Source organism: Rhizobium sp. RHZ02 (genome assembly GCF_014851575.1).
In the GTDB taxonomy this organism is placed as follows: Bacteria; Pseudomonadota; Alphaproteobacteria; order Rhizobiales; family Rhizobiaceae; genus Rhizobium; species Rhizobium altiplani.
In genome coordinates this window covers 59120-84694 of record NZ_JACUZX010000028.1, presented here as the reverse complement: position 1 = coordinate 84694, position 25575 = coordinate 59120, and the positions used below count along the sequence as shown (strand labels likewise).

The window sequence follows — 25575 nt, the reverse complement described above, 5'->3', positions numbered from 1 at the left end:
CCCAGACCAGCCATGGCATGAGGGCCAGAGGCCGCCAACTTCGCCCCGCCTCAGAACCCAACTAAAACAACCAACGTCCAAAAAACAAACCCGCCGAAAATATCGACGGGTTCGTCAGCAGTCTGAGCCCCGCTTCGGCGGGGCTTTTTTGTGGAATTGCTCAGGAAATAGCACCAAGCCGATTTCCAGCATCCACCACGGCAGCTTTGCGCCGTGAGTGGACTTCGACACGCTCGTGACGGGCGACCGACTTGTGGCCGGAGAACGAACCCGCTGCGCGTTTCTGGCATGGGAAAAGCGATAGCAGACATTCAACGATCCGGATTGAGGTCTCGAGCTGACCTGCTTCGTTATTGCCGCCGCTCGGCAGGAACGTCGCGAGAGGGTGGAAAGCGGTCATTTGCCTAGTCTTCAGGAAAGATGGCGTTACGACCGGAACCGGTCGTTTGATGTTCTGCCTCTTGCAGCAGGCCCTCGAGACGGGTCGCCCATTCCTTGTTGCTATCTCTGAACGGACCAAGCGCATCGCCGGCAGGCTCCGGGAGATCGCCTACAGCGGCGGAGAAACGGCGAGCCTCCTGACTATGTCCCAACGCCGTGTGGCAGCACGCCTGAATGCGGAGCAGCGCCGGCCAGTCAGGCCGCGCCTTTAGCGCCATTCGTCCCGTGTCAAGTGCGCCCTCGACGTCGCCCGAAAAGAACAGCGCAAGCATCAAGAAACTGAACCAGGCCGCATTCTGCGGATCATGGGGGTTGAGTTCGAGGCCCCGAGCCAGTGGCTTTCGCGCGCCGGCCGCATCGCCCACGAAAAGGCGGGCCATGCCGAGGACGAGATACCCCAAGGCGAAGCTAGGACCGAGTTCGATGGACCGCTCGGCTGCGAGGATCGCCTGGTCAGCCCTGCCTGTGTAGGCCGACACAATCGCCAGCGCATAGTGCGCATACGGATTTCGGGCGTCGAGATATATCGCCCGCAAGGCCGCATCGAGACCTTCCTTCCCGTCCGCGGCGGGATTTTCTGTCCAGCCATAGGCGATGAGGCCTGCGTTGACCCGTGCCCGCCAGATCTGCGCCTCTGGAAGCATGGGATCGAGCTCCGCGGCCTCCCGGAAGAATCTCCTTGCGAGAAGATGGGTTGGCTGCGTTACCTTGTGAAAATTGAATGTACCTTGCCGTACAAGGTCCCATGCGGTCACGTTGCCGGTGTGCGGAGCAACCTGAAGTCCATGCCGCAACAGCAGTTCCGGCTCGACCGCCGCTGCAATCCGCTCGGCGATGGCGTCCTGCACTGCAAATACCTCGGCCACCTGAAGATCGTAATGTTCGGACCAGACAGTGACATCCTTCATTGCGTCGGCAAGGTAAACCGATATCCGCATCCGATCGCAGGTATGCCGGATGGCTCCATCCACCAGAAAATCAACGCCAAGTTCGTGCGCGATAGACTTCGGATCCCTCGGGCCATTCCTCATTGCGAAACTCGCCCCACGCGACGCGACGCGGAACCATCGGAACCGGGCGAGCGCCACGATCAGGTCGTCGGCGATACCGTCGGCCAGATATTGTCTCTCGGCATCTCCGCCAAGATCCTCGAAAGGCAGTACTGCGATCGCGGGGCTGGATCTCGCCTCCGCATGCCCTTCGCTACCGGGTCCGTCGGTCCGGCTCTCCACCGGACCGGAAAATCTGTATCCCACCCGTGGGACCGTAACGATCCAGTCGCCGCCGTCTGATGCCGGGCCGAGCAGCTTGCGAAGGGCAGCAATCTGAACGGAAAGATTACTCTCCTCGACGGCGAGGCCCGGCCAAACAGCATCCATCAGCGCCGACTTGGCGACGATGCGCCCATCTGCCGCGAGCAGAACGGCAAGCAGCGAAGCGCCGCGGGCGCCGATGGCGACAGGCCTGTTATCACGGAGAAGGCATCCGTTCTCGGTAATGAACTCGAAGGGGCCGAATACAAGGTGCTGGGTGTTCATGACTTGGGAATGATACGCCCGATTTCGCAGTTTTCGGAATTTTTCGGCCTTCGTTCAGGACTTGCGCCGGCTCCGCGCGCAGATTCAGCTCCATGCAGCAGTTGAAGTGGTGGGAACGATGGAGAACGAAACAATGCAAGCGAAGAATGCTCATGCATCAACCGCGAAAATCGTACGCGGCAGTGACAGCTATGTCGCCGAGCAGGGATCTGTCTATCGCTCGGGAGTCTCGGCGGAGAGCGTCGGATCCAGCATGCTGTGGCTCGGGATGATCTCGCTACCCGCAGGACGACGAACCAGCGCCCATCGCCATCAGGGACACGAGACGGCCTTGCTTATGACCGCGGGCAAAGAGATCGAGATTTGGTCGGGGGCCGAGCTTGAACGATGCGAAAAGGTCCTCCCCGGCGACTACCTGTTCATTCCGGCCGGCGTTCCGCATCTTGCCGTGAACCGCAGCACGGAAAACGCCGAGTTCCTCGCTGCCCGCAACGACCCCGCAGCGAACGAGAGTGTCGTGCTGATGCCGGAACTTGACGACATCGTACCCTAATCAGGCTCAGAGGTGCGCTATGGCGATCATCGAACAACGTCTGGCCGCTATGGGTCTGGAACTGCCCGAGCCTCTGAAAGTTCGCGAGGGGCTGCGTATGCCTTTCGCCTGGGTCCGGGTGCGCGGCAACCGCGCCGACATATCGGGTCACGTCGCGTGCAGCCGGGATGGGACATTGGCGAAACCCCTCGGCAAGGTCGGGACCGAGGTTTCGCCTGAGCAGGGTTACGCGTCAGCGCGGCTCGTTGCCCTGGCTCATCTCGCGAGCCTCAAGCGGGCAGTCGGAAACCTCGATCGGGTTACGGCGTGGCTGCGCGTCTTCGCGATGGTGAATGTTGCTCCGGGTTTCAATGAGACCCCGCTGGTCACAAACGGTTATTCCGATTTGATACTGGAGCTGTACGGCCCTGACGTTGGCGCCCACGCCCGCTCGTCCATCGGCATGGCCATCCCTTTGAATGCGCCTGTAAACTGCGAAGCGGAAGTGGAAATTGACGGGTGACCCCTTAGGGTCGGTTCACGACCTTTGCGGGGTGCGGCGCGAATGACGTTCATGGCGCAACCGCGACCTCCAGCTGTCGTCGCCGCCAACGTCTGCTTTTCGGACGGGGCAAAGCTGTTCTCCACGACCGATATGGTTTAGTGTTTCGGGTGCCGTCAGGCATACGAAAGCCTCCCATGCAGGAACCCGCGGGTCCGCAAGGGCCGGAAGGAGGCAGGAGGTGTCCCTCCTTGCGTCAACGCATTTGCTGCCTCGCCACTACGTTGAGTCGCGTGGTTGTTGTGCGCACAAAGAAAAACCGGCTGCGCGGGACGCCGCCGGTTTCGTGAATTCAGGTTGCGGCGGTTCAGTTGTTGCCGAAGGCCGTCTGCAGCAGGCTCAGCTGAGCCTGTACGCTGTTCTGGTTGTCGGGAACGATCGGGGCTTCCGCCGGACGGTAGATTTCGCGATCGAGCAGGGCGACACGGTTCTGCAGGCGCAACGAGCGTTCGATCAGGTCGCGGAAGGATTCCGGCAGATCGCCCCAGCCCGGCGCATTGCGGTCGACGTTGAAGCCGTCGAGGCGAACCTTGTTCTTCTCGGCCAGAACCTGATCGCGCGACATCTCGCCATTGTTGACGGCGCGCTGCAGCAGTAGCCAGGAGGCCATCTGCATCAGGCGGGTGGTCAGGCGCATCGATTCAGCGGCATAGAGGACGGATGCCATGCGCGGCAGAACCTTGGAGGCAGCGCGGCCCTGGCCATCGAGATAGGCGGCGGTTTCTTCAACCAGCGACATGCCTTCCGAATATAGTGTCTTGAACTGCGAGGATGCGGCAGCGCGACCTGCAAAACTGATCGTGTTCAATCCAAGCTCTGACATTTAAACAGTCCCTGTTGCACGCATCTACTTATGGTCAGGTAACGCCAGTCGAAGGGAAAAAGTTTCCTCGGCCAGTCTTTATGCGTTTAAGATGGTAGCTTTAGCCGAATTGCGCAAGGCGTTTCTTAAGAAAGGGTTAACTTCCACAGTTTCATGGAAATGGTCCCCAGCGCAATAAAAAAAGAAGAGCCGCAAAAGCGGCTCTCAAGGTAAAACAGGGAGAAAAATCAGACCAATTCACCGCATGGAAAACTGTCTGAGATCCAGAGAAGAACTGGATGAGTACAGTAATACCTTATAAAGCTTAATGGCCGCTTAAACCTGTCTCGGATTAACACTCTTCGGTCGTTAGCTTTCTGCAATAGTCAGCCGACGAATTACGAGCGGAAGAGGCTCTCCGCCGCTGATCTTGTCGATGTCTTGCTGGCAGCTTCCGCCTCGAGTCTTACGATTTCCGCCTTGAGCAGCTCCACGCGCGCTCTCAACTCGTCGACCGATAGGGTGGAGAGGTCGGCCCCGATCTCGTGGGCAACCTTCTTCTGCGGCCGGTCATCGTCGATGAAGCTCATATGCTATCCTCCCTTTTATGCCTCAGCTATATTTTAGGGCAGGATCGCCGGTTTCGGGAGTCTTGCCGGTTCCGCGGTCGGCAAGCGACATGCTTTCGGGCGTCAGCGTCTGCGATGTAGCCGTCGGAATGGTGGTAAAGGCGTCGCGATCGCCGGCGGGAACGGCGGCGCGCATGCGGCTGCGGATGATGGCATAGGCGGTGATCAACACATGGGCGATTGCCGTCACTAGGAAGAGGGCGTGCGGATTGATCATCGACATCACGGGGCCGCCGATGGTCGGGCCGATGATGGTGCCGATGCCGTAGAGGAGCAACAAGCCGCCCGAAACCTTTACGAAATCCTCTGCCGAGGCAAAGTCGTTGGCGTGCGCAACCGCGATCGGATAGAGGGTGTTGGCAACGGCGCCGTAAAGGACGACGAGGCCGATGATGAAGGCCGGTGACGATGGTTGCAGGATGGCGATCAACAGGCCGGCGAAGGCCGCGATGGCCGACATGGCTGCCAGCACATAGCGCCGGTCGATGCGGTCGGAAAGCCGCCCTGCCGGCAGCTGCATCACGGCGCCCGCGAAGATGGTGGAGCTCATCATGATGGCGATGCTGGTGTCGGACAGGCCGGAGCCTGCGCCGAAGACAGCGCCCAGCGTTCCGTATGCGCCGTTGGCGATGCCGACGAGGAGAATGCCAAGGCAGGAGACCGGGGAGTTGCGGTAAAGGGCCGGAAGATCCAGCTTCACGGCCTTCAGCGGCTGCGGCGAGGCTGCGGTCGAGAGCGTCGTCGGCAGCATCGCGATGCAGTAGAAGATGCCGCAGACCATGAACAGGACAGGCGTGCGAACATCCTCGAGCGGGATCATCATCTGACCCGCCACGACGCCGAAGAGCGTGATGGCGATATACAGCGAGAAGATTGCGCCGCGGCTCTCGTTTGTGGCGCGCTCGTTCAGCCAGCTCTCGATGATCATCGAGGTGCCGGCGGTCGCAAAACCGGTGACGGCGCGCAGCAGCACCCACCAGACGGGGTGGATGATAATGCCGCTGACCAGGGCGATGATCGCGATAATCGCAATGAAGCCGGAGAAGGCACGGACATGGCCAACGCGGCGCACCAATTTCGGCGCGACGAGGCAACCGATGACGAAGCCGGCAGCCCAGGACGTGCCGAGCAGGCCGAGCGTGGTTGTCGCGTAGCCTTCCAGGTTGCCGCGAACCGGAAGCAGGATGCCCTGCAACCCATTGCCCATGAAGAGAAACAGCGTCCCGAAGAGAAGCGAGGCGACGGACAGCAGATTTCTTTTCATATAGCCAGACTCTATGCGTTGATTGCAAAGACAGATGGCAACACGGAGTGTCGCCCAGCCTCGAGATGATTGATTGTGCCCCCAAATGCCTTTACGGCATGAATAAATGCAGTCGTGACGTGAAAAAATGTCCGTCCTGTGACATTCAGAAGAGATGGAAAAATAAAGACATGACGAAGCTGATCGCTCTGCTGCTCATCTTGGCGATGGCGATTCAGCTGATCAAGCCGCTGGGCGTTCCGGGGCTGCGGCGGCGTATGGATTTCTGGAAGATCGCCCTGATCGCGTTTGGGGTCTGGGCGGTGGCGCTGCTTGGCCGCGATCTGTTCGTTTAGTACGTGATTTCGCCGCGCATGACCGGCGCGCAGCTGCCCGAGATCGTCACATCGGAAACGATGCCGTCCTTCTTGACGGCTTCGATGCCGATGATGCTGCGGCGTCCCATCTCGACGCCTTGCTCGATGGTGAGCGAAACGTTCATGTCCGCATCCGGCTCCAGCGAAACGAGGTAGGCGCCGAGGGCTGCCGAGGCGCTGCCGGTCGCCGGATCCTCCGGAACGTTGTCGAGCGGCGCGAACATCCGGGCGCGGATCGTCCACGGCTCTTCCTGGGAGCGCACATAGACGAACAGCGAGAAATCGTGATTGCCTTCGGCAGTCGGGCCGGCGGCATCCTGGAAATAGGTGAGGTTCGGGCGGGCGCGACCGAGGGCGGCAAGGTCTGCCAGTTCCGCGACGGCGAAACTCAGTCCAACGGAGGCGACAACCGGTCGGTGCTTCGCCACCCGGATTTCCTGCGGCTCGATCACTATACAGCGCGCAACGGTTTCCTCGGATATCGTGTTGCCGATGGTGAGCGGCTTCGGCGCACGAATCGATGCCGACAGCACCTCACCGTCGTCACGCTTCAGGTTGACCTCGACGAGACCCGCCTTCTCTTCGAAGCGCAGGCTGTCGCCGACCGGCCGTCCGAAGACCTCGCGCTGTTGGCCGAGCACATAAGCCGTCCCGACGTTCGGATGCCCCGCAAAGGGAACCTCCATGGTGGGTGTGAAGATGCGGACACGGGCGGTATTTACCGGATCTTCTGGCGGCAGCACGAAGGTGACTTCCGAATAGCCGAACTCGGCGGCAATATTCTGCATGTCTGCGTCCGTCAGGCCACGCGCGTCCGTCATCACGGCGAGCGGGTTGCCTTCGAAGCGAGTAGAGGTGAAGACATCGACTGTCGTGAAGGCAACGGTTCTCATGGCGGCTCCGAGAGGGCTGATACCACGATCTCTACCGGCGATCCGCCGGCTGCAGAAGCCGGAAAGTTGTCGCCCTTACAATGCAGAAACCGGCCGTCTGCGACGACCGGTTTTGCTTTTCTTGTCGATCAGAAGATGGCTTAGGCCGCCTTCTCCAGATCCTTCTTCCAGCTGCCCTTGGCGGCGAGGCTGTTCATTTCGGCGCGGTGGGCAAAGGCACGCTGGCCGGCGGCAATGTTTTCCTGCTTGCCGCCCCAAGCCTTCAGTGCCGTATCCTGCAGTGCGCGGCCGTAGGAGAAGGTCACAGTCCACGGCAGGTCATAACCGGAGTTGATCGCGGAAAGATGCGCCGACGCTTCTTCGGTGGACTGGCCACCCGAGAGGAAGGCAATGCCGGGAACGGCCGACGGAACGGTGCGCTTCAGCACCTCGACCGTGCGCTCGGCGACCTCGGCGACGGAAGCCTTGCGGGCGTTCTTGCCGTCGATGACCATGTTCGGCTTGAGGATCATGCCTTCGAGGCTGACGCGGGCGTCTGCCAATTCCTCGAAGACGGTGCGCAGCGTCCATTCGGTGACCTCGGCGCAGCGATCGATGTTGTGGTCGCCTGGCTTGCCGTCCATCAGGCATTCCGGTTCGACGATCGGCACGATGTTGGCCTGCTGGCACAGCGCGGCATAGCGGGCGAGGGCGTGGGCGTTGGCTTTCATGGAGCCCCAGGTGGGCAGCGTGGAGGAGATTGCGATAACGCCGCGCCACTTGGCGAAGCGGGCGCCGGCTTCATAATACTTCGCAAGACGGTCTGCGAGGCCGTCGAGGCCTTCGGTGATGGTTTCGCCGGGATAGGCTGCCATCGGCTTTGCGCCGATATCGACCTTGATGCCCGGGATGCTGTCGGCCGCACGGATGACGTCGACAAGGGGCGTGCCGTCTGCTGCCTTCTGGTGGAGGGTCTCTTCGTAGAGGATCACGCCGGAGATATACTGACGCATCGCGTCTTCGGTGCGGAACAGCATTTCGCGGTAGTCGCGACGGCTCGTTTCCGTCGATTCAAGTCCGATCGTGTCGAACCGCTTCCCGATTGTGGCTGTCGATTCATCTGCTGCAAGCAGCCCGCGGCCACCAGCCACCATACGCACGGCAATGTCTTCCAAACGTTCGCTCATATCGTTTCTCTCCACAGCAAAAAAATCGTCAACCAGTAGATATAGGTCGCGGATAACAGAAGTTTATGGGTGGGAAAACGGCAGCAAAATTGTCTGAAACGTTTGAATTTTTTTTAATCGTTTGAAAGTTTGGGCTTTTGTACTCCAAATGAGCAAAAGACCGCGGAGCTTTCGCGCCGCGGTCTATCTACATGTAAAATTTGTTAAATTCGTTCGCTTGAATTATTTGTGCTTGTTGAGCACAGCGACACCGGGGAGCACTTTGCCTTCCATCCACTCAAGGAAGGCGCCGCCGGCCGTCGACACATAGCTGAAATCGTCGGCCACGCCGGCGTGGTTCAACGCCGAGACCGTATCGCCACCGCCGGCCACCGAGGTGAGCTTGCCGGCCTTCGTGCGCTCGGCCGCAAATTTCGCTGCCGTGACGGTTGCCTTGTCGAAAGGCTCGATCTCGAACGCGCCGAGCGGGCCATTCCAGACCAGCGTATTGGCGCGCTCGATCCATGCCTTGATCGCCTCGACCGACTTCGGGCCGACGTCCAGCACCATAGCGTCATTGGGGATCGCGTCGATTGCGACCGTTTCGTTGGCGGCGTTTGCCTTGAATTCGCGGGCAACGACGCCGTCTTCCGGCAGAATGATGGCGCAGCCGGCCGTGGCCGCTTCGATCATGATCTGCTTGGCGGTGTCTGCAAGATCGTGCTCGCAGAGAGACTTGCCGACATTCGTGCCGCGGGCGGCAATGAAGGTGTTTGCCATGCCGCCGCCGATCACCAGCGCATCGACTTTCTTCACAAGGTTCATCAAGAGGTCGATCTTGGTCGAAACCTTGGCGCCGCCGACGATGGCGACGACAGGACGGGCCGGGTTGCCGAGACCACTCTCAAGGGCCTCAAGCTCGGCCTGCATGGTGCGGCCCGCATGGGCGGGAAGATGATGGGCGAGGCCTTCCGTCGAGGCATGTGCGCGGTGGGCAGCAGAGAAGGCGTCGTTGACGTAGATGTCGCCGTTCGCCGCAAGCGCCTTGACGAAATCGGGGTCGTTCTTCTCTTCGCCCTTGTGGAAGCGGGTGTTTTCCATGAGCAGGATGTCACCGTTCTTCATCGCACCAACTGCCTCCGCTGCTGCTGCGCCGATGCAGTCGCCGGCGGTTGCCACGGAGTGGTCCAGCACCTCCTCGACGGACGGAGCGACCAGCGACAGCGAAAGGTCCTGCGACGGGCCATCCTTAGGGCGGCCGAAGTGCGCCAGCAGGATGACCTTGGCACCTTTGTTGGAGAGCTCCAGGATCGTCGGGGCAACACGCTCGATGCGTGTGGTGTCGGTTACTTTGCCGTCTTTGACCGGAACATTGAGGTCAACGCGAACGAGGACGCGCTTGCCGGCAACATCGTTGAGGTCGTCGAGGGTCTTGAAGGAAGGCATGGAAAAATCCGTTCGTTATTGCCCAAAAGATGCGGCGACCATAGCAAGGATGATCGCAGACGCAAGGCGCTCATTGCGGGTTTTGATCGCCCTTGGCTGATGCCGCCGCAGCCGCTGCTTCCCGGCTTCTGCGACCTTTGATGCGGTCGCGGATGCGATCGATGATGTCGTGCAAATTGAGGAAGATCGGCAGGGTGGTGGCGGGCTCTACAGCCTCCAGCGACATGCCGACCGAGGTGATGTGGTCCTGATCATCGAGATCGCGGACGATGAGAATGATCGAGCCGAGACGGACCCGGTCCGCATAATCCGCCTTGCCGCCCAGACGATGCTTCATCAGTTCGGCGATCGTCAGCCCTTTCTCGGATTCGTTCAGCAGGCCGGGGCCATAGGCGGCGTCGAGATCGGCCGCTGGCCGGGCGGGCGACAGCGCGAATGCGCCGAAGAAATCGGCGTCATCCTCTTCCACCGGCGCGCGGCTGGCAAAGAGCTTGTCGAGCAGCCGCGAGTAGGACGGCACGACGAACAGATAGACGAGGTCGTTCTCGCGTAGCCGGCCCGCATATTGATAACGCATCGACTTGCCGTCGCGGATGACGAGCGACGGCGTCGCCCAGCGCGGGATGCGTTCGCCGCGAAGCACCGGGCTGTCCTTGATAACACGGTAGGAGAGGAGCTCGTGGTTTGCCGCACCCGGCAGATCGACTTCGACCTTGTCGACGGCACCCATGCGCGGCGGGATGATGAGCCCCAGCTTCTTGGCGACCGGCTTGATCGTCCAGCCCTGTACGAGAAGCGAGACGAGCACGATTATGAAGGCGGTGTTGAAATAGATCTGGCTGTTCTCCAAGCCGCCGAGAATGGGCATGATGGCGAGCAGGATCGAAACGGCGCCGCGCAAGCCGACCCACGCGACAAAGCCGATCTCCCGCTGCGTATAGTCGAAGGGGAGCAACGAGAGCCAGATGGCGAGCGGGCGCGCGATGAAGATCAGGAACAGGGCGAGCAGCACAGCGGGAACGGCAATCGCCGGAAACTGCGACGGCATCGCAAGCAGTCCCAAGACCAGGAACATAATGATCTGGGCAAGCCAGGTCATGCCGCTCTGGAAGCGCTTGATAGAGGCATGGCCTTGCAGCTTGCGATTGCCCGCGTAGATGCCGGCGACATAGACGGCAAGGAAGCCGCTGCCGCCGACCGCGCCCGTCGCCGAAAAGACCAGCAGCGCCAGGGCCAGCACGAATATCGGGGTCAGGCCGCGATCGGTTTCCAGCTGGCTGACGATCAGCGAGATCATCATGCCGCCGAGCAGACCGAGGATGACGCCGAGGCCCATCTCCTGCACGAACATGGCGAGCATACCGATGTTGATGCCGTGATAGCGCTCGCCGCTGGCAAGGATCTCTACGAGGGCGATGGTCAGGAAGATCGCCATCGGGTCGTTGGTTCCCGATTCAACCTCCAGTGTTGAGCGCACCTTGTCACGAATATTGATGCCGCCGATGCGCAGCAGGAAGAAGACGGCGGCAGCGTCGGTGGAGGAGACGATCGAGCCGAGCAGCAGGCCTTCCAGCCACGTGAAGTTCAGCAGCCACATGGCGGCAACACCAATGAGTGCCGCTGTTATCAGAACGCCGACCGAGGCGAGCGTCAGAGAGGGTATCGCCGCAAGCTTGAAGGCTTGGACCGGCGTTCCGAAACCGGAGTCGAACAGGATGACGGCAAGCGCGATGGAGCCGAGGAAGTAGGCCAGATAATTGTTGCTGAACTGGATCCCGAGGCCATCAGATCCAGCAAGCAGGCCGATCGCGAGGAAGAGCAGGAGGAGCGGGGCGCCGAAGCGGAAGGCGAGCAGGCTGGAGAATGCGGCGAGAAGCACGAGCGTCGTCGATACCAGTACGACGATATAAAACGCTTCCATGCCTGTCCCCTTACCCGCAATTCAATGCAGACCGCCCCCGGTCCCGCAGTCCATCCAATCGCCCTTTCGTGGTCACTCAAGCCCGCTATGAGTAAACGGCAAAACAAACAGGATGGGTAGGCCTTGCGGTCGACCCCGTGCTGTTTTGCGGCTTCATGCTGCTGTTTTGGCGTGCCTGACGGCAAAACCGGGTGAGTGCTCACGAAGGAGCATGAATCGAGTGTATGAGCAAATCGGGCGATAGGAGGGCAGAAGTTGCGCTCTCGCGCGTTTCCTCTCAATCAATGAGCGGTCATGGAGAAGCGCACCGTCGGCTTCATGCCCGATCGCGCTGCTCAGGCGTCTTCGTCCTCATCGTCCTCGTCATCGACGATGTCGGAAATCGGGATCAGAAAGACGACAAATTCATCGTCAATCGTTCGCTCCGGATCATCGTCGAACTCATAGGCGTGCTCGACTTCGCTTGCCTCTTCGGCGGTCGCCTTGCGCAGCTTGAGTTCCGTGACGCCGTCCCAGACCGGCTTGCCCTGCGATTGCAGAACCGTCAGATCCTCGCGGAAATCCTCGGCCTCGAAGAAATTCTCGGCATCATCGGCATTCTCGGAGCGAAAGCTTGCGATCGCCTGTCCGCCGATCTCGATCGTAAAGTAGTCCATCAAAATTCTCTTTCGCTTCTGTGCCGTCCAGCTTCGATGGACAGTACGGTGATCGGCTGCGGCGCGCCAGTCTAATCGTTCGGGCAAACGGACTATCGAGGTCCCATGACGCGTGTGGACGCCATTAACGGCTGCCCTTCGGCGATCTGCTTCGAGTTGCGCCCGCCAACAAGGCTGAGACTCAGCACGCTCGCAATCATGAGCAGAACGATGATTGTCATGAGAATTCTCATGGATGAGTCCGCCAGCCAACATCCGGCATTATCTTGTCTCTATGACGCTAGTCAGTTTGGCTTCAAAAGAAAAGCGGCCCGGTCGCCCGAGCCGCTTTCGACGATTCATGTCGGGACGCTCTTAGATGAGCTTTGCGAAAGCGACAGCCGTATCAGACATGCGGCTGGAGAAGCCCCACTCGTTGTCGTACCAGGACAGGACGCGCACGAAGTTGCCTTCCATGACCTTCGTCTGATCCGTTGCGAAGATCGAGGAGTGGCTGTCGTGGTTGAAGTCACGGGAAACGAGCGGCTCGTCAGTGTAGCCGAGGATGCCCTTCAGCTTGCCGTTTGCGGCAGCCTTGATCGCTTCGTTGATTTCGCCGACGGTCGTGGCCTTCTTGGCAACGAATTTGAAGTCGACGACCGAGACGTTCGGGGTCGGAACGCGGATCGACGTACCGTCAAGCTTGCCCTTCAGATGCGGAAGGACGAGGCCAACGGCCTTGGCGGCGCCCGTCGACGTCGGGATCATGGACAGGGCTGCGGCGCGGGCACGGTACAGGTCCTTGTGCATGGTGTCGAGGGTCGGCTGGTCGCCGGTGTAGGAGTGGATGGTGGTCATGAAGCCGTGGTCGATGCCGACCGCGTCATCGAGAACCTTCACAACAGGCACGAGGCAGTTCGTCGTGCAGGATGCGTTGGAGATGACTAGATGCTCCTTGGTGAGCTGGTCATGGTTGACGCCGAAAACGACGGTCAGGTCGGCGCCGTCGGCAGGAGCCGAAACGATGACGCGCTTTGCGCCGGCCGTCAGGTGCGCGGCAGCCTTGTCGCGGGCGGTGAAGATGCCGGTGCATTCCATCGCGATGTCGACGCCGAGTTCCTTGTGCGGCAGCGTTGCCGGGTCCTTGATCGCGGTCACCTTGATCGGCTTGCCGCCGCCAACAGTGATCGTGTCGCCCTCGACCTTCACCTCGGCCGGGAACTTGCCGTGGATGGAGTCGTAGCGCAGCAGATGGGCGTTGGTCTCGACCGGGCCGAGGTCGTTGATGGCAACGACTTCAATGTCGGTGCGGCCGGATTCGACGATAGCGCGGAGAACGTTACGGCCGATGCGGCCGAAGCCGTTGATGGCAACCTTTACAGTCATGTGCATTCACTCCCTAGAGATGGGGCTTGCGGATTGAGTTGGAGAGCGCCGAAGCGCTCTCTTAGAGGTTTGCTTCTGCGGCAGCGACCACGGCGTCCGCGGTGATGCCGAAATGCTCGAATACCTTCTTTGCCGGACCGGACGCGCCGAAGCCCTTCATGCCGACGAACGTGCCTTCCGGACCGATGAAGGCATCCCAGCCTTCGCGGACGGCGGCTTCCACGGCGATCTTGACTGGCGAGTTGCCGATGACTTCCTTGCGGTATGCTTCCGGCTGCTCAAAGAACAGTTCGGTGCAGGGAACGGAAACGACACGGACGCTGACGCCCTTGGCTTCGAGCGTTGCACGGGCGGCAACGGCGAGCTCGACTTCAGAGCCGGAAGCGAAGATCGTCACCTTGGCGTCGGCTTTGCCGGCGAGCGTGTAGGCGCCGAGTTCGCAAAGGTTCTTTTCGCTGTACTCGGTACGCACTGGCGTCAGGTTCTGGCGGGTCAGCGCGAGCGCGGACGGGTGTGTCTTCGACTTGACGGCGATCTGCCAGCATTCGGCAGTTTCAGTCGGGTCTGCCGGGCGGAAGACCCGTAGATTCGGAACGGCGCGCAGGCCGGCGATCTGCTCGACCGGCTGGTGCGTCGGGCCGTCTTCACCGACGCCGATCGAGTCGTGCGTTAGGACGTGGACAACGCGGATGCCCATGAGGGCGGCCAGGCGGATCGGCGGTCGGCAATAGTCCGAGAAGATCAGGAAGCCGCCGCCGTAGGGGATAAGGCCGCCGTGCAGCGCGACACCATTCATGGCCGAAGCCATGCCGTGCTCGCGGATTCCCCAGTGCATGTAGCGCCCGGCGAAATCGGTCGGCGTGATCGAATGCATCTGGCTGGTCTTGGTATTGTTCGACGGCGTCAGGTCGGCGGAGCCGCCCAGCGTTTCCGGCAGGAAGCCGTTGATGACCTCAAGCGCGTCTTCCGATGCCTTGCGGGTGGCAATCGTCGGCTTTGTTTCGATCAGCTTCTTCTTGTAGGCGCTGATCGCGGCGTCGAAGCCTTCCGGCAGGTCGCCGGCGAAGCGGCGGGTGAACTCAGCCTTGTGCGCGGACTTGGCGAGGCCGTCTTCCCAGGTCTTGACTGTTTCGACCGAGCGGCTGCCGGCTGCGCGCCATGCGTCGAGAACGTCGGAAGGAACGACGAAGGGTTCGTATTCCCAGTTCAGCGCCTTGCGGGTCGCCGCGATTTCATCGGCGCCGAGCGGGTTGCCGTGAACCTTATGAGTGCCCTGTTTGTTCGGAGCGCCGAAGCCGATGATCGTCTTGCAGGCGATGAAGGTCGGACGGTCGGACTTGTGAGCGGCTTCGATGGCGGCGGCAATGGCAGCCTGGTCGTGGCCGTCGATTTCGATCGTGTTCCAATGAACAGCCTTGAAGCGAGCAACCTGATCGGTGGAATCCGACAGGGAGACGGCGCCGTCGATGGTGATCGAGTTGTTATCCCAGAAGAGAACGAGCTTGTTCAGCTTCAGATGACCGGCAAGTGCGATCGCCTCGTGGCTGATGCCTTCCATCAGGCAGCCGTCGCCGCAGATGGCATAGGTGTAGTGGTCCTGAAGCTCAGAGCCGAACTCGTCGCGCAGCTTGCGTTCGGCGATCGCCATGCCGACGGCATTGGCAATGCCCTGGCCGAGCGGGCCGGTCGTCGTTTCGATGCCGGTCGCATGACCGTATTCGGGATGGCCGGCGGTCTTCGAACCGAGCTGGCGGAACTGCTTCAGGTCCTCGATCGTCATGTCGGGGTAGCCGGTCAAATAGAGCAGTGAGTAAAGCAGCATCGAGCCGTGGCCGGCCGACAGCACGAAGCGGTCGCGGTTCGGCCAATGCGGCTTCTTCGGGTCGAACCGCAGATACTTCGTAAAGAGAATCGTCGCTACGTCAGCCATGCCCATCGGCATGCCGGGATGCCCCGAATTTGCCTTTTCGACTGCATCCATGGCGAGGAAACGGATCGCATTTGCCATCCGGTCGTTTTGTTCAGGAGAGGTCATGGCTATTCCACGGGTTCCGGGTGTCGGGGGATGGCCTCGAGCCTGTGGAGACCATCAATGAGAGCGGGTGACACATAGCAGTTGGAACGGCCAAGTCAACAAATGGAAGGCCCTCCGGAGGCCTCTCCAATCGATTTTAGACATTTGATCATCGATTTTTACAAAAGTTGAATAGGCGCTGAGGCGGCAGTTGATTTTCGTCATCCACAGAATAGGTCTGCAGCCGCAGGGCCAGCTTTATTGACGTGCCGTTGGCGAGGTGCGTATCCTTTTGGAAATACTGGATCGGTCTCGGGCGCCGATTCGCGGGTCTTGTGCGGGGAACCGGTAGAGACATGACGCCTACAGGCAAAATGGAAGCAGCACTCAACGAGCTCAGGCAAGCCATCTCCGGGCTTGAAAACGCAGTCGAGATGCGCATCGAGCACCAGCGGGAGCAGGGCGAAATCGAAGGCGAGGTACGTCGTATTCATGCCGATCGCTCGAAGCTTGCCCAGGAACTGGACCAGGCCGAATTCCGTGCGAACCGGCTCGAGGAAGTCAATCGCGAGGTCTCGCGGCGGCTGGTGACGGCCATGGAGACGATCCGCGCGGTTCTGGACCGATAGAAAGGCGCGATACATGGCGCAGGTAACGGTAACGATCGACGGCAAGGCCTATCGCATGGCCTGCGAGGAGGGTCAGGAAGACCACCTGACGGACCTCGCGACGCGCTTCGACAATTATGTCGGGCACCTCAAGGGGCAGTTCGGCGAAATCGGTGACCTCCGCATCACCGTCATGGCTGGCATCATGGTCATGGACGAAATTTCGGAGCTCACCCGCCGCGTCGCCGGGCTTGAATCCGAACTCGATTCGTTGCGGAACAGCAGTGATAGCGTTCTCGCGGCAAACGCCCGCACCGAGGAGGGCCTTGCGGCGGCCTTGGGTGAGGTGACGAGCCGTATCCGCAGCATCACCGACAAGCTGAACGGCCGTGCGCCCGCCGAACTCAATTAAATAGGGGCGGCGTCGCCGGCCCTCTGGCGCAGCGCCCAAATCGGCCTTATATAGCGGAGTGCGGTCTGCGCCTCTCGACAGGAACCACAATCCCTGGGGCCATACTCGATCCAAAGGGAGCTGTCCCTGACCAGGCTCGTGGGCCTGGACACACGGTGCCCACCTACGTTTGTAGGCGCCCAGGATCGTAAACATCCATCGGTTGTCGTGGATCGCACTTCCCAAAAATCCGTACACGCTTACTGCTGTTGGGGCACGATGGATATCTTTCCGTCTGCTTTCTCAATCTTGTACATCCCGATCCCGGCCCCAGGTCCCAGGCGAAGTCTGGCGTATAAGTAATCAGGTGGGGTCATGGCCGCCGTCTGTCGCTTGATCATGAAGTTATTGATCTGCTGATCCACTAGCGGCGTTTTCGATATGATCAGAAAAATCCAGCTATTCCTTCCGTAAGGCGATTTGGTGAAGTAGATTTGCGGTCGAACAAAACGTTGTCGAATTGCAGATCGGGGTCTGGATTATCCTCGATGCTGCCAATCGCGGTTTAGCTTTGGAGCGCATCTTCTTTCTTCATATTGTTTATAGCTGTTTCCTGCGCGGTAATGTTGCTTCGCAGGCCCTCAAAGGCTTCGCGGCTCTGTTCGTTGTAGCGATAACTCGCATAGATCCACCAAGCAGTGCTGAGAACGGTGCAGATTACTCCGCACGCCACTGCGACATGAAAATAGATCCGAAATCGGTGTAGAGCCCCTTCTTGATCTCGCTGTTGCTCGTCGAGGAGAACAGGTATCGATACAAGAAGACGAGACCGGTCAGAATAACACACATGAAGACGAGTGCGAAGAAAAACGGGCCGTATTTCTCGGCAGTGATCGTCGCGTATTCCGGTTGATCTATAAGTTCCTTTAGTTTGATCAGATCGATGTCCCTCACCTCACTGAAGTATTCCCTGGACCGGGCCCATAGACGTTGCAGGTGCAGTAGGCGGAGGGCGGACCGAAGCCCGGGCATATTCCAAACTGCGTGACGCACGCGCGCGGACCCTGCGGTGGGACGCCCTGCATTTGCATCTGGTAGACGACCAGCGGCGGACATGACTGCGCCATGAGGCTGTCCGGATAGAGGCATAATCCGATCAGCAAGGCAGCAGACTTCATCGCTCAGACCCCACAATTCCCCAGGAGCACTTTGAAAGTAAAGATTGCCACAGTTAGCGCAGAATCACAACTAGTGAACGAACATTACAATATTGCCCGTTATGATGGTATGCGGTTGTGGTAGACGCTGTCTATCCTGAAATGCTTTCCGGTGATCCGCTATTGAAGATTCTCGATGGAATAGGCGGACCGCGGTCCGCCGACGACAATGCCTGTCGGTTGCTCCGAATGTGACAGAGACTTCTCTTGCTTGCTGTATTGCGAGTGCTAGTTTCCGCATCTTATCGATTTAATTTCCAGGAGACTTGAGATGCAGCTTGGCATGGTGGGTTTGGGCCGCATGGGCAACTACATGGTCCAGCGATTGATGCGCGATGGCCATGAATGCGTCGTCTACGACGCGAGGCCTGAAAGCGTTGCTGATCTCGTCGGCAAGGGCGCTGTCGGCAGCGCCTCTCTCGAGGAGTTTGTTTCGAAGCTGTCGCGCCCGCGCGCGGTTTGGCTGATGCTGCCGGCGGCGATCACGGACAAGGTCATCGCCCAGCTTCTGCCGTTGCTGCACGACGACGACATCATCATCGACGGCGGCAATTCCTACTATCACGACGATATCCGGCGAGGTGCCGAGCTCATCACCAAGGGCATTCACTACGTTGACGTCGGTACCAGCGGCGGCGTTTTCGGCCTGGAACGCGGTTATTGCCTGATGATCGGGGGCGAGAAAGGAATCGTCCAGTCGCTGTCGCCCATCTTCGCGTCTCTGGCGCCGGGACAGGGAGTCATTGCTCCTTCAGAGGGGCGCACTGCTCATCCGGAAAGCACGGCCGAGCAAGGGTATCTTCATTGCGGTCCGCATGGCGCCGGTCATTTCGTCAAGATGGTGCACAACGGCATCGAGTATGGCCTGATGGCCGCCTATGCCGAAGGCCTGAATATTCTGAAACATGCCAATGTCGGTGCGGCCACGCATGCGGTCGATGCCGAAACTGCGCCTTTGGCGCATCCCGAACACTATCGTTACGATTTCAACTTGCCTGATATTGCCGAAGTGTGGCGTCGCGGGAGCGTCATCACCTCCTGGCTGCTCGACCTGACGGCCGACGCGCTGCATGTCGATCCGGTCCTCACCAAGTATGCCGGCCGTGTTTCCGATTCCGGCGAGGGCCGCTGGACGATCATGGCGGCGATCGATGAAAGCGTCCCGACGCCGGTGCTGAGTGCGGCGCTTCATGGTCGCTTCTCCTCGCGCGACAACGACGAGTTCGCCAACAAGGTGCTGTCGGCCATGCGTGCGGGCTTCGGCGGTCACGTCGAGAAGCCAAAGGGCTAGGCTGAAACTTTTCGTTTTCCAAGCCCGCGCAGCGCCGCCTGTGCGGGCTTTCCTTTTATACAGCGGGATATATTGTCTATACAACGGGATACATTGTCGAGAGATTGCATTTAGGGCAAGGGATCACGGGTCTGGCAATGGGGCGCGCGTGGCATGATGCAACTACTGATATCGATGGCATTCGCCCTCGCCGTAGCCACGAGCGCCGCGGCTCAGACCGCCAACCCGCCGTCGCCGCCTTCCACGCCCACGACTAGTGCGGCTCAACCGCCGGCGGAAGTTCGGCAGATACTCGAGCTGATGCAAACGCCACAGGTGAAGGAGTGGATGGCGACGCAAATGAAGGCGGCGCCGACAGCCACCCTGACGGAGGCCGGCGAAATGTCGGCGCTCTCCGAACTCGTCGGTCATGCGCGCCGCCATGTCGAAATGGTCTCCGGGGCGGCGATGGAGTTTCCCGGCGAAGTCGAGACCGCGTCTGAAGTCGTCGAACGCGAGGTCGCGCCGACGGGCTGGCTGCTGATTACGACGGAGGTCATTGCCCTTTTTCTCACCGGAGCGATTGTCGAGCTGCTGTTCCGTCTTATCGTGCCGAAACCGCGAATCCGACGGACCGACGACGAGGTCGTCACCGTTGCCCACCACGCTGCGGCAAATCTGCTTTATCGCGTCGTTCCCGCAATCGTTTTTGCGATGGCGACACTGGTGCCTTTGCTCGCTTTCAACTGGCCTCCGATCACGCGGTCCATGGCCATCGCGATTGCAGTCGCACTCATCGTCGCCCGCTTTACCGTCGCGCTCGGGCGGCTCCTGGTCGCCCTCGTTACCTTGCCGCGTGCGGATGGCGAGCGCCAGATTTCGCGCGCCAGGGGGCTTTTCTGGTTCCGGCGTTGCGCGACCTTCGCGATCTACTTCGCATTCGGCTGGGCGGTGATCCAACTGATGGTGCCGCTCGGCTTTTCCGAAGGCGCGCGCTACTTTGTCGGCTACATTCTCGGCATCGGGCTCTTCGCCATCGCAGTGGAGGCGATCTGGCACCGTCCGGTGGAGGAGGGAGAGCATCGCAGCTTCACCGTTTCCTGGGGGCTGACGCTCTATTTCGCTTTCCTTTGGCTTCTCTGGGTTTCAGGTTTCAACCTGCTGCTCTGGCTCGGGATCTATGCCGTGCTCCTGCCGCGTGCTCTCTCGGTTGCAACGCTGGCCGTTCGTTCCCTGCACCAGGCCGAGGCGGGCTTTCTCGCCGGGCGCCGGATTGCGACTGTGCTTCTCGACCGTGGCGTTCGAGCCCTTATCATCACGGCCGCGGCTTTCTGGCTTGGCCGCATGATCGGGCTTGCGGCCGATCGCATGGCCGCCGGCGAGACCATGCTCGATCGGCTTGCCCGTGGCGCGATCGGCGGCATCGTCATCCTGCTCGCTGCCGATCTGTTGTGGCACCTGGCGCGCGCATACATCAACGGCAAGCTCGATGACTCCAGGATCGAAGGCGCGATAACGGATGAGGAAAAAGCCAGCCGCGCCCGCCTGCAGACATTGTTGCCGATCTTCCGCAATATCCTCGCCGTGGTCATTGCTGTCATTGCTGTACTGATGGTGCTGTCGGGCCTCGGGGTCGAAATTGGCCCGCTGATCGCCGGTGCCGGCGTGGTCGGCGTCGCCGTGGGCTTCGGCGCACAGACCATCGTGAAGGATGTCATCAGCGGCATGTTCTATCTTTGGGACGATGCCTTCCGTGTCGGCGAGTATATCGAGAGCGGTAGCCACAAGGGCGTTGTTGAAGCCTTCAGCCTGCGCTCGGTGCGGCTGAGGCATCACCGCGGGCCGCTGACGACGGTGCCGTTCGGCGAACTCGGCGCGGTCAGGAACCTCAACCGAGACTGGACGATCGACAAGATTACCCTGAACGTCACCTACGACACCGACCTCGTGAAGGCGAAGAAGGTGATCAAGCAGATCGGACAGCAACTGCTGGATAATCCCGACTACAGTCCACACATCATCGAGACGCTGAAGATGAAGGGCGTGGAACAGTTCGGCGAGTTCGCGATTGTCATCCGGCTGGCAATGATGACCAAGCCCGGCGAGCAATTCGTCATCCGACGCAATGCCCTGGCCATGATCCGCAACGCCTTCAAGGAAAACGGCATCGAGTTTGCTGTGCCGACGGTGCAGGTTTCGAGCGAAGGGCACGAGTCCGAGGCGCATGCAGCCGCCGCCCGCCATCTTTCGCAACGCTCGAATTCAGATGAGCCCGCGGCGTAGCATCCGGGACTCGCTTATCGGAACGGGCTAGCCTCGTTCAGTGCTTTTTTGCCGCTCCAACCCTGTCAACGTTACGAAATTGCAATGTGCGCCGGCGCGCCCTGCGCCAAATTTGCCCCAATTGGAGATGAAGCAGGCGAGATCGGCGGTTCAGGGTCGGGCAGGCTGCGCACTCATAGAGCTTGCGTGCCGCGCATGTTACGTGTTTCGGACATGATTCCCACCAAACTGGAATATTGCGGCGGTACGAGATGTCGGGACACGGCAAGTTAGAAGAAATCGAAGACGCCGACGAATCTTCGGTACGTGGATTCTTCAGGCGCTACCGTGCGCACCTGACAGCACTGGCGACGCTCGCGCTGTTCTGTCTCGTCGGCTTCGCAATCGTGCAACTGACGAACGAAGTGCGATATGACGACGTCGTTCAGGCGCTGGCCGACACCAAGGTCAGCTCGATTTTTCTGGCTCTCCTGTTCACCGGCATGAGCTTTCTTGCCCTCGTTTTCTATGACGTCAATGCCATTGAATATGTTGGCCGCAAGCTGCCATTTCCGCAGGTGGCGCTGACCGCCTTCAGCGCCTATGCGGTCGGCAATACGGCGGGCTTCGGGGCGCTGAGCGGCGGTGCAATCCGCTATCGCGCCTATTCGCGCCTCGGCCTGACGCCTGAGGAGATTGGCCGGGTCATCGCATTCGTGACGCTGTCGTTCGGCCTCGGGCTTGCGGGCGTTGCCGCTATCTCGCTCCTGATCATCGCCGATGAAATCGCGCCTCTGATCAATGTCGGCAGCCTGACCCTGCGGCTGATGGCCGGTATGGTCATTGCCGGCCTCGGCGTCATCATGTTCCTGGGACGCGAGGGGCGCGCAGTCCACCTCGGTCCCGTCTCGGTCCGATTGCCGGACTCGCGCACATGGTCGCGGCAGTTCCTGGTGACCGCCTTCGACATCGCCGCCTCGGCGACCGTCCTTTATGTCTTGCTGCCACAGGCCGCGATCAGCTGGCCGGTATTCCTGGCTGTCTATGCCATTGCGGTTGGGCTTGGAGTGTTGAGCCATGTACCGGCCGGCCTCGGTGTGTTCGAGACCGTTATCATCGCTTCGCTTGGCAGCGCAGTGAACATCGACGCAGTGCTTGGTTCGTTGGTTCTCTACCGCCTGATCTATCACGTTCTGCCGTTGCTGATCGCTGTGCTGGCCGTCTCGGCAACCGAGCTTCGCCGGTTTGCCGATCACCCGGTTGCGTCAGGCATCCGACGGATCGGCATCCGGCTGATGCCGCAGTTGCTCTCGACCCTATCGCTCCTCCTCGGCGTCATGTTGATCTTTTCGAGCGTGACGCCGACGCCGGACCAGAATCTCGAGTTTCTTGCGAACTACCTGCCGTTGCCGCTCGTCGAGGGGGCGCATTTCCTCTCCAGCCTGCTCGGGCTGACACTGGTCGTTGCGGCACGCGGTCTCGGCCAGAAGCTCGACGGTGCCTGGTGGGTGTCGATCCTGTCGGCCGCGGCGGCGTTGACCTTGTCGCTGCTGAAGGCGATTGCACTGGTCGAGGCCTGTTTCCTCGGTTTCCTGATCTTCGGCCTGTTCGTCAGCCGCCGGCTGTTTCGCAGACATGCGTCCCTTCTCAACCAGACGCTGACGGCCTCATGGCTGACGGCGATCGCCGTGATCTGCGTCGGTGCGATCGTGATCCTGCTCTTCGTCTATCGTGACGTCGAATACAGCAACGAGCTCTGGTGGCAGTTCGAATTTGCCGGCGAGGCCCCGCGCGGTCTGCGCGCCGTGCTCGGCCTTACGATCATTTCCTCGGCGATTGCGATCTTCAGTCTGCTCCGTCCGGCGACGGTCAAGCCGGAACCTGCTTCCACCGACGCGTTGCAGCGGGCGGTCGGTATCGTCGAGAAGCAGCGCTTTGCCGACGCCAATCTGGTGCGCATGGGCGACAAGAGCATCATGTTCTCGGAGAAAGGCGACGCTTTCATCATGTATGGAAGGCAGGGGCGCTCCTGGATCGCTCTTTTCGATCCGATCGGGGAGCGCAGCGCCATTCCAGAGCTGGTCTGGCGTTTCGTGGAGTCCGCACGCGCCGCCGGCTGCCGCGCAGTCTTTTACCAGATCTCTCCGGCGCTTCTTTCGCATTGTGCCGATGCAGGGCTGCGTGCCTTCAAGCTCGGCGAGCTTGCCGTTGCCGATTTGAAAACCTTCGAGATGAAGGGCGGCAAGTGGGCAAACCTGCGGCAAACCGCGAGCCGCGCGCAACGCGACGGCCTTGAATTCGAGGTTATCGCGCCGGAAGACGTTCCCGCCGCAATGGATGAGCTTGGCTCGGTTTCGAATGCGTGGCTCGAGGATCACAATGCCAAGGAGAAGGGTTTCTCGCTCGGTGCGTTCGATCCAGACTATATCGTTGCCCAACCCGTCGGCATCCTGAAGCGCGAAGGCAGGATCGTGGCCTTCGCCAACATCCTGATCACCGCCGCGAAGGACGAGGGGACCATCGACCTGATGCGGTTCTCCCCGGATGCGCCGAAAGGGTCGATGGACTTCCTCTTTGTCCAGATCATGGAATATCTGCGCGACCAGGGGTTTGCGCATTTCAATCTCGGCATGGCGCCGCTTTCGGGCATGTCGAAGCGCGAGATGGCGCCGGTCTGGGACCGCGTCGGCAGCACCGTCTTCGAACACGGCGAGCGGTTTTATAACTTCAAGGGCCTCAGGGCCTTCAAATCAAAGTTCCATCCGCACTGGCATCCGCGGTATCTTGCGGTTTCGGGTGGAGGCAATCCGATGATCGCTCTGATGGACGCAACATTCCTGATCGGCGGCGGATTGAGAGGGGTAGTGAGGAAATGATGAAAAGACACCTTCTTGCAGCCGTCTGCGCCCTGTCGCTGTCCGTTCCGGCGGCAATGGCGGCGACCGAGACGACACAGAGCTTCGAGACCGGGCTCATTCCTTCGCCGCATATTTTCCTGCCCGAAGGCGACGTGAAAGGCGCCGTTGTGCTGATCTCGGATGGCGCCGGCTGGGGCGATAATGAGAAGGCAGAGGCAAACCGTCTCGTCGAGCAGGGAGCCGTCGTCATTGGCATCGATTTCGTGGCCTATATGGAGGCGCTCAGAAACTACGACGTCAGCCAGAATGACGGCTGCATCTACATGGTGTCCGATCTTGAATCGCTGAGCCAGCAGGTACAGCGCGCGGCGGGCAACAGTGCATACCATCTGCCGATCGTTGCCGGCGTCGGCGAGGGCGGTGCGCTGGCGCTGGCGATCGCGGCGCAGACCCCGGATGCGACGATCGGCCAGACGCTGGCGATCGATCCAGTTGCCGGGATTCCGCTTACCAAGGAACTGTGCACGCCGGCGAAGAAGCAGACGGTCGGCGACCGCATGATCTATGGGCTCAGCGAAACATCGCTGCCGGACCCGATCATCGCCTCGTTTACGGCGGCAGCAGAAAAGGAGGGCCGTGCGCATGTCGAAGAACTCAAGAAGCAGCACTCGGACATCGATATCCGCGATTCCGGGGACGATGCCCAGACGACGCTTGCCGACACGCTCTCGGACCTGATCGACGCCTCCGGCAGTGCCGACAATCCGCTCGGCCTCCCGCTCACCATTCTCGATGCCAAGCCGGCTTTCGACACGATGGCGGTCATCTACTCCGGTGATGGCGGGTGGCGCGATATCGACAAGGAGGTTGGTGCGGCGCTGCAGAAGCAGGGTGTGCCGGTCGTCGGCATCGACTCGCTGCATTACTTCTGGTCGGAGCGCCAGCCGCAGCAGACGGCGGATGATCTCGGCAAGATTATCGAGCTTTATCGCAAGCAGTGGAAGGTGAAGCACGTTCTGCTGATCGGCTATTCCTTCGGCGCCGATGTCGTGCCTGCCGCGTTTACGCGCCTGAAGCCGGCCGCCAAGGCAACCGTCGCGCAGATGTCGCTCCTGTCCCTGTCGCATGAGGTCGATTACCAGATCTCCGTCATGGGCTGGCTCGGCCAGAAGACGGAAGGTGCGGGCGGCGATCCGGTTGATGACCTGAAGAAGGTCGACCCCAAGATCGTCCAGTGCATCTACGGAAAGGAAGATGACGACGAGGTGGCCTGCCCTGATCTCAAGGACAGCGGTGCCGATGTGATTGCCCTTGCCGGCGATCACCACTTCGATGAGAACTATGAGCTCTTGAGCAAGACGATCATCGACGGGCTGAAGGCGCGGCTTCAGGACTAGGCTGCGTC

The 25575-nt window shown here is 60.5% G+C and carries 23 protein-coding genes and 1 other RNA gene; 10 read left to right on the top strand and 14 right to left on the bottom strand.

Translation table 11 applies throughout. The annotated features are described in order from the left end of the window. Positions 1-160 precede the first annotated feature (160 nt). Positions 161-400 carry a hypothetical protein gene (locus IB244_RS26820; protein WP_018858877.1) on the bottom strand — a complete coding sequence of 80 codons (240 nt, stop codon included), beginning with the start codon at positions 398-400 and terminating at the stop codon, positions 161-163. A gap of 4 nt (positions 401-404) precedes the next feature. Then, positions 405-1979, bottom strand: coding sequence for a winged helix-turn-helix domain-containing tetratricopeptide repeat protein (locus tag IB244_RS26815; protein ID WP_018858876.1), 1575 nt, complete (start codon positions 1977-1979; stop codon positions 405-407). A gap of 118 nt (positions 1980-2097) precedes the next feature. Between IB244_RS26815 and IB244_RS26810 the strand changes: the two genes are divergently transcribed. Both IB244_RS26810 and IB244_RS26805 read left to right on the top strand, forming a co-directional pair. After that, on the top strand, positions 2098-2532 hold the full coding sequence (locus IB244_RS26810) for a cupin domain-containing protein (protein ID WP_025660882.1): 435 nt from the start codon (positions 2098-2100) through the stop codon (positions 2530-2532). Positions 2533-2551: 19 nt separating this feature from the next. Continuing rightward, positions 2552-3034, top strand: coding sequence for a RidA family protein (locus IB244_RS26805; protein WP_018858874.1), 483 nt, complete (start codon positions 2552-2554; stop codon positions 3032-3034). 346 nt (positions 3035-3380) lie between these two features. On the opposite strand, the gene IB244_RS26800 is transcribed toward IB244_RS26805, so the two are convergent. The 3 genes from IB244_RS26800 to IB244_RS26790 form a co-directional block, all read right to left on the bottom strand. Next, positions 3381-3896 carry a DUF1465 family protein gene (locus tag IB244_RS26800; protein ID WP_018858873.1) on the bottom strand — a complete coding sequence of 172 codons (516 nt, stop codon included), beginning with the start codon at positions 3894-3896 and terminating at the stop codon, positions 3381-3383. A 377-nt stretch (positions 3897-4273) separates the two neighbouring features. Beyond that, complete coding sequence (locus IB244_RS26795; RefSeq protein ID WP_018858872.1) at positions 4274-4465, bottom strand: DUF1192 domain-containing protein; 192 nt, start codon at positions 4463-4465, stop codon at positions 4274-4276. Between the two features lie 22 nt (positions 4466-4487). Beyond that, on the bottom strand, positions 4488-5768 hold the full coding sequence (locus tag IB244_RS26790) for an MFS transporter (protein WP_018858871.1): 1281 nt from the start codon (positions 5766-5768) through the stop codon (positions 4488-4490). Positions 5769-5938: 170 nt separating this feature from the next. On the opposite strand from IB244_RS26790, the gene IB244_RS26785 reads away from it, so the two are divergent. Beyond that, positions 5939-6103 (top strand): hypothetical protein, encoded by a 165-nt coding sequence (locus IB244_RS26785; protein ID WP_018858870.1) that lies wholly within the window; start codon positions 5939-5941, stop codon positions 6101-6103. On the opposite strand, the gene IB244_RS26780 is transcribed toward IB244_RS26785, so the two are convergent. The 8 genes from IB244_RS26780 to tkt form a co-directional block, all read right to left on the bottom strand. Next, positions 6100-7017 (bottom strand): PhzF family phenazine biosynthesis protein, encoded by a 918-nt coding sequence (locus IB244_RS26780; protein ID WP_018858869.1) that lies wholly within the window; start codon positions 7015-7017, stop codon positions 6100-6102. The genes IB244_RS26785 and IB244_RS26780 overlap by 4 nt on opposite strands. A 140-nt stretch (positions 7018-7157) precedes the next feature. Continuing rightward, positions 7158-8183: a class I fructose-bisphosphate aldolase gene (locus IB244_RS26775; RefSeq protein WP_113471236.1), complete on the bottom strand. Its 1026-nt coding sequence runs from the start codon at positions 8181-8183 to the stop codon at positions 7158-7160. A 222-nt stretch (positions 8184-8405) separates the two neighbouring features. Continuing rightward, the gene (locus IB244_RS26770; protein ID WP_192306231.1) at positions 8406-9608 is read right to left on the bottom strand and encodes a phosphoglycerate kinase; all 1203 of its coding nucleotides are present in this window, start codon (positions 9606-9608) and stop codon (positions 8406-8408) included. A gap of 70 nt (positions 9609-9678) precedes the next feature. Continuing rightward, positions 9679-11529 (bottom strand): potassium/proton antiporter, encoded by a 1851-nt coding sequence (locus IB244_RS26765; RefSeq protein WP_018858866.1) that lies wholly within the window; start codon positions 11527-11529, stop codon positions 9679-9681. A 335-nt stretch (positions 11530-11864) separates the two neighbouring features. Further along, entirely contained in the window at positions 11865-12185 is a 321-nt protein-coding gene (locus tag IB244_RS26760; protein WP_018858865.1) for a hypothetical protein, read from the bottom strand. A 92-nt stretch (positions 12186-12277) separates the two neighbouring features. Beyond that, positions 12278-12406 carry a hypothetical protein gene (locus IB244_RS32815; protein WP_018858864.1) on the bottom strand — a complete coding sequence of 43 codons (129 nt, stop codon included), beginning with the start codon at positions 12404-12406 and terminating at the stop codon, positions 12278-12280. Positions 12407-12539: 133 nt separating this feature from the next. Beyond that, positions 12540-13550 carry a type I glyceraldehyde-3-phosphate dehydrogenase gene (gene gap / locus IB244_RS26755; protein WP_018858863.1) on the bottom strand — a complete coding sequence of 337 codons (1011 nt, stop codon included), beginning with the start codon at positions 13548-13550 and terminating at the stop codon, positions 12540-12542. 61 nt (positions 13551-13611) lie between these two features. Beyond that, positions 13612-15585 (bottom strand): transketolase, encoded by a 1974-nt coding sequence (gene tkt / locus IB244_RS26750; protein WP_018858862.1) that lies wholly within the window; start codon positions 15583-15585, stop codon positions 13612-13614. A 335-nt stretch (positions 15586-15920) separates the two neighbouring features. On the opposite strand from tkt, the gene IB244_RS26745 reads away from it, so the two are divergent. From IB244_RS26745 to ssrS, 3 genes are all read left to right on the top strand, one after another. Beyond that, on the top strand, positions 15921-16193 hold the full coding sequence (locus IB244_RS26745; protein ID WP_025660886.1) for a DUF4164 domain-containing protein: 273 nt from the start codon (positions 15921-15923) through the stop codon (positions 16191-16193). Positions 16194-16206: 13 nt separating this feature from the next. Next, entirely contained in the window at positions 16207-16584 is a 378-nt protein-coding gene (locus tag IB244_RS26740) for a cell division protein ZapA (protein ID WP_018858861.1), read from the top strand. A gap of 59 nt (positions 16585-16643) precedes the next feature. Next, positions 16644-16802, top strand: a non-coding RNA gene (gene ssrS, locus IB244_RS26735) — 6S RNA. 478 nt (positions 16803-17280) lie between these two features. On the opposite strand, the gene IB244_RS26730 is transcribed toward ssrS, so the two are convergent. Then, positions 17281-17517: a hypothetical protein gene (locus IB244_RS26730; protein ID WP_192306230.1), complete on the bottom strand. Its 237-nt coding sequence runs from the start codon at positions 17515-17517 to the stop codon at positions 17281-17283. Between the two features lie 534 nt (positions 17518-18051). On the opposite strand from IB244_RS26730, the gene gnd reads away from it, so the two are divergent. The 4 genes from gnd to IB244_RS26710 all read left to right on the top strand — a co-directional run bounded on the left by gnd (position 18052) and on the right by IB244_RS26710 (position 25567). Beyond that, positions 18052-19071 carry a phosphogluconate dehydrogenase (NAD(+)-dependent, decarboxylating) gene (gnd, locus tag IB244_RS26725; protein WP_018858858.1) on the top strand — a complete coding sequence of 340 codons (1020 nt, stop codon included), beginning with the start codon at positions 18052-18054 and terminating at the stop codon, positions 19069-19071. Positions 19072-19224: 153 nt separating this feature from the next. Beyond that, complete coding sequence (locus IB244_RS26720) at positions 19225-21333, top strand: mechanosensitive ion channel family protein (protein ID WP_113472029.1); 2109 nt, start codon at positions 19225-19227, stop codon at positions 21331-21333. Positions 21334-21584: 251 nt separating this feature from the next. Continuing rightward, positions 21585-24188 carry a bifunctional lysylphosphatidylglycerol flippase/synthetase MprF gene (gene mprF / locus IB244_RS26715; RefSeq protein ID WP_018858856.1) on the top strand — a complete coding sequence of 868 codons (2604 nt, stop codon included), beginning with the start codon at positions 21585-21587 and terminating at the stop codon, positions 24186-24188. Then, positions 24185-25567, top strand: a complete 1383-nt coding sequence (locus IB244_RS26710) for a virulence factor family protein (RefSeq protein WP_169682597.1) — start codon at positions 24185-24187, stop codon at positions 25565-25567. Before mprF ends, IB244_RS26710 begins: the two co-directional genes overlap by 4 nt. The last annotated feature ends 8 nt before the right edge of the window (positions 25568-25575 follow it).

Bases quoted from the DNA above. Each gene is read 5' to 3' on its own strand.
- IB244_RS26820 (WP_018858877.1), bottom strand. From the start codon at position 400: ATGACCGCTTTCCACCCTCTCGCGACGTTCCTGCCGAGCGGCGGCAAT.
- IB244_RS26815 (WP_018858876.1), bottom strand. From the start codon at position 1,979: ATGAACACCCAGCACCTTGTATTCGGCCCCTTCGAGTTCATTACCGAG.
- IB244_RS26810 (WP_025660882.1), top strand. From the start codon at position 2,098: ATGGAGAACGAAACAATGCAAGCGAAGAATGCTCATGCATCAACCGCG.
- IB244_RS26805 (WP_018858874.1), top strand. From the start codon at position 2,552: ATGGCGATCATCGAACAACGTCTGGCCGCTATGGGTCTGGAACTGCCC.
- IB244_RS26800 (WP_018858873.1), bottom strand. From the start codon at position 3,896: ATGTCAGAGCTTGGATTGAACACGATCAGTTTTGCAGGTCGCGCTGCC.
- IB244_RS26795 (WP_018858872.1), bottom strand. From the start codon at position 4,465: ATGAGCTTCATCGACGATGACCGGCCGCAGAAGAAGGTTGCCCACGAG.
- IB244_RS26790 (WP_018858871.1), bottom strand. From the start codon at position 5,768: ATGAAAAGAAATCTGCTGTCCGTCGCCTCGCTTCTCTTCGGGACGCTG.
- IB244_RS26785 (WP_018858870.1), top strand. From the start codon at position 5,939: ATGACGAAGCTGATCGCTCTGCTGCTCATCTTGGCGATGGCGATTCAG.
- IB244_RS26780 (WP_018858869.1), bottom strand. From the start codon at position 7,017: ATGAGAACCGTTGCCTTCACGACAGTCGATGTCTTCACCTCTACTCGC.
- IB244_RS26775 (WP_113471236.1), bottom strand. From the start codon at position 8,183: ATGAGCGAACGTTTGGAAGACATTGCCGTGCGTATGGTGGCTGGTGGC.
- IB244_RS26770 (WP_192306231.1), bottom strand. From the start codon at position 9,608: ATGCCTTCCTTCAAGACCCTCGACGACCTCAACGATGTTGCCGGCAAG.
- IB244_RS26765 (WP_018858866.1), bottom strand. From the start codon at position 11,529: ATGGAAGCGTTTTATATCGTCGTACTGGTATCGACGACGCTCGTGCTT.
- IB244_RS26760 (WP_018858865.1), bottom strand. From the start codon at position 12,185: ATGGACTACTTTACGATCGAGATCGGCGGACAGGCGATCGCAAGCTTT.
- IB244_RS32815 (WP_018858864.1), bottom strand. From the start codon at position 12,406: ATGACAATCATCGTTCTGCTCATGATTGCGAGCGTGCTGAGTCTCAGC.
- gap (WP_018858863.1), bottom strand. From the start codon at position 13,550: ATGACTGTAAAGGTTGCCATCAACGGCTTCGGCCGCATCGGCCGTAAC.
- tkt (WP_018858862.1), bottom strand. From the start codon at position 15,585: ATGACCTCTCCTGAACAAAACGACCGGATGGCAAATGCGATCCGTTTC.
- IB244_RS26745 (WP_025660886.1), top strand. From the start codon at position 15,921: ATGACGCCTACAGGCAAAATGGAAGCAGCACTCAACGAGCTCAGGCAA.
- IB244_RS26740 (WP_018858861.1), top strand. From the start codon at position 16,207: ATGGCGCAGGTAACGGTAACGATCGACGGCAAGGCCTATCGCATGGCC.
- gnd (WP_018858858.1), top strand. From the start codon at position 18,052: ATGCAGCTTGGCATGGTGGGTTTGGGCCGCATGGGCAACTACATGGTC.
- IB244_RS26720 (WP_113472029.1), top strand. From the start codon at position 19,225: ATGATGCAACTACTGATATCGATGGCATTCGCCCTCGCCGTAGCCACG.
- mprF (WP_018858856.1), top strand. From the start codon at position 21,585: ATGTCGGGACACGGCAAGTTAGAAGAAATCGAAGACGCCGACGAATCT.
- IB244_RS26710 (WP_169682597.1), top strand. From the start codon at position 24,185: ATGATGAAAAGACACCTTCTTGCAGCCGTCTGCGCCCTGTCGCTGTCC.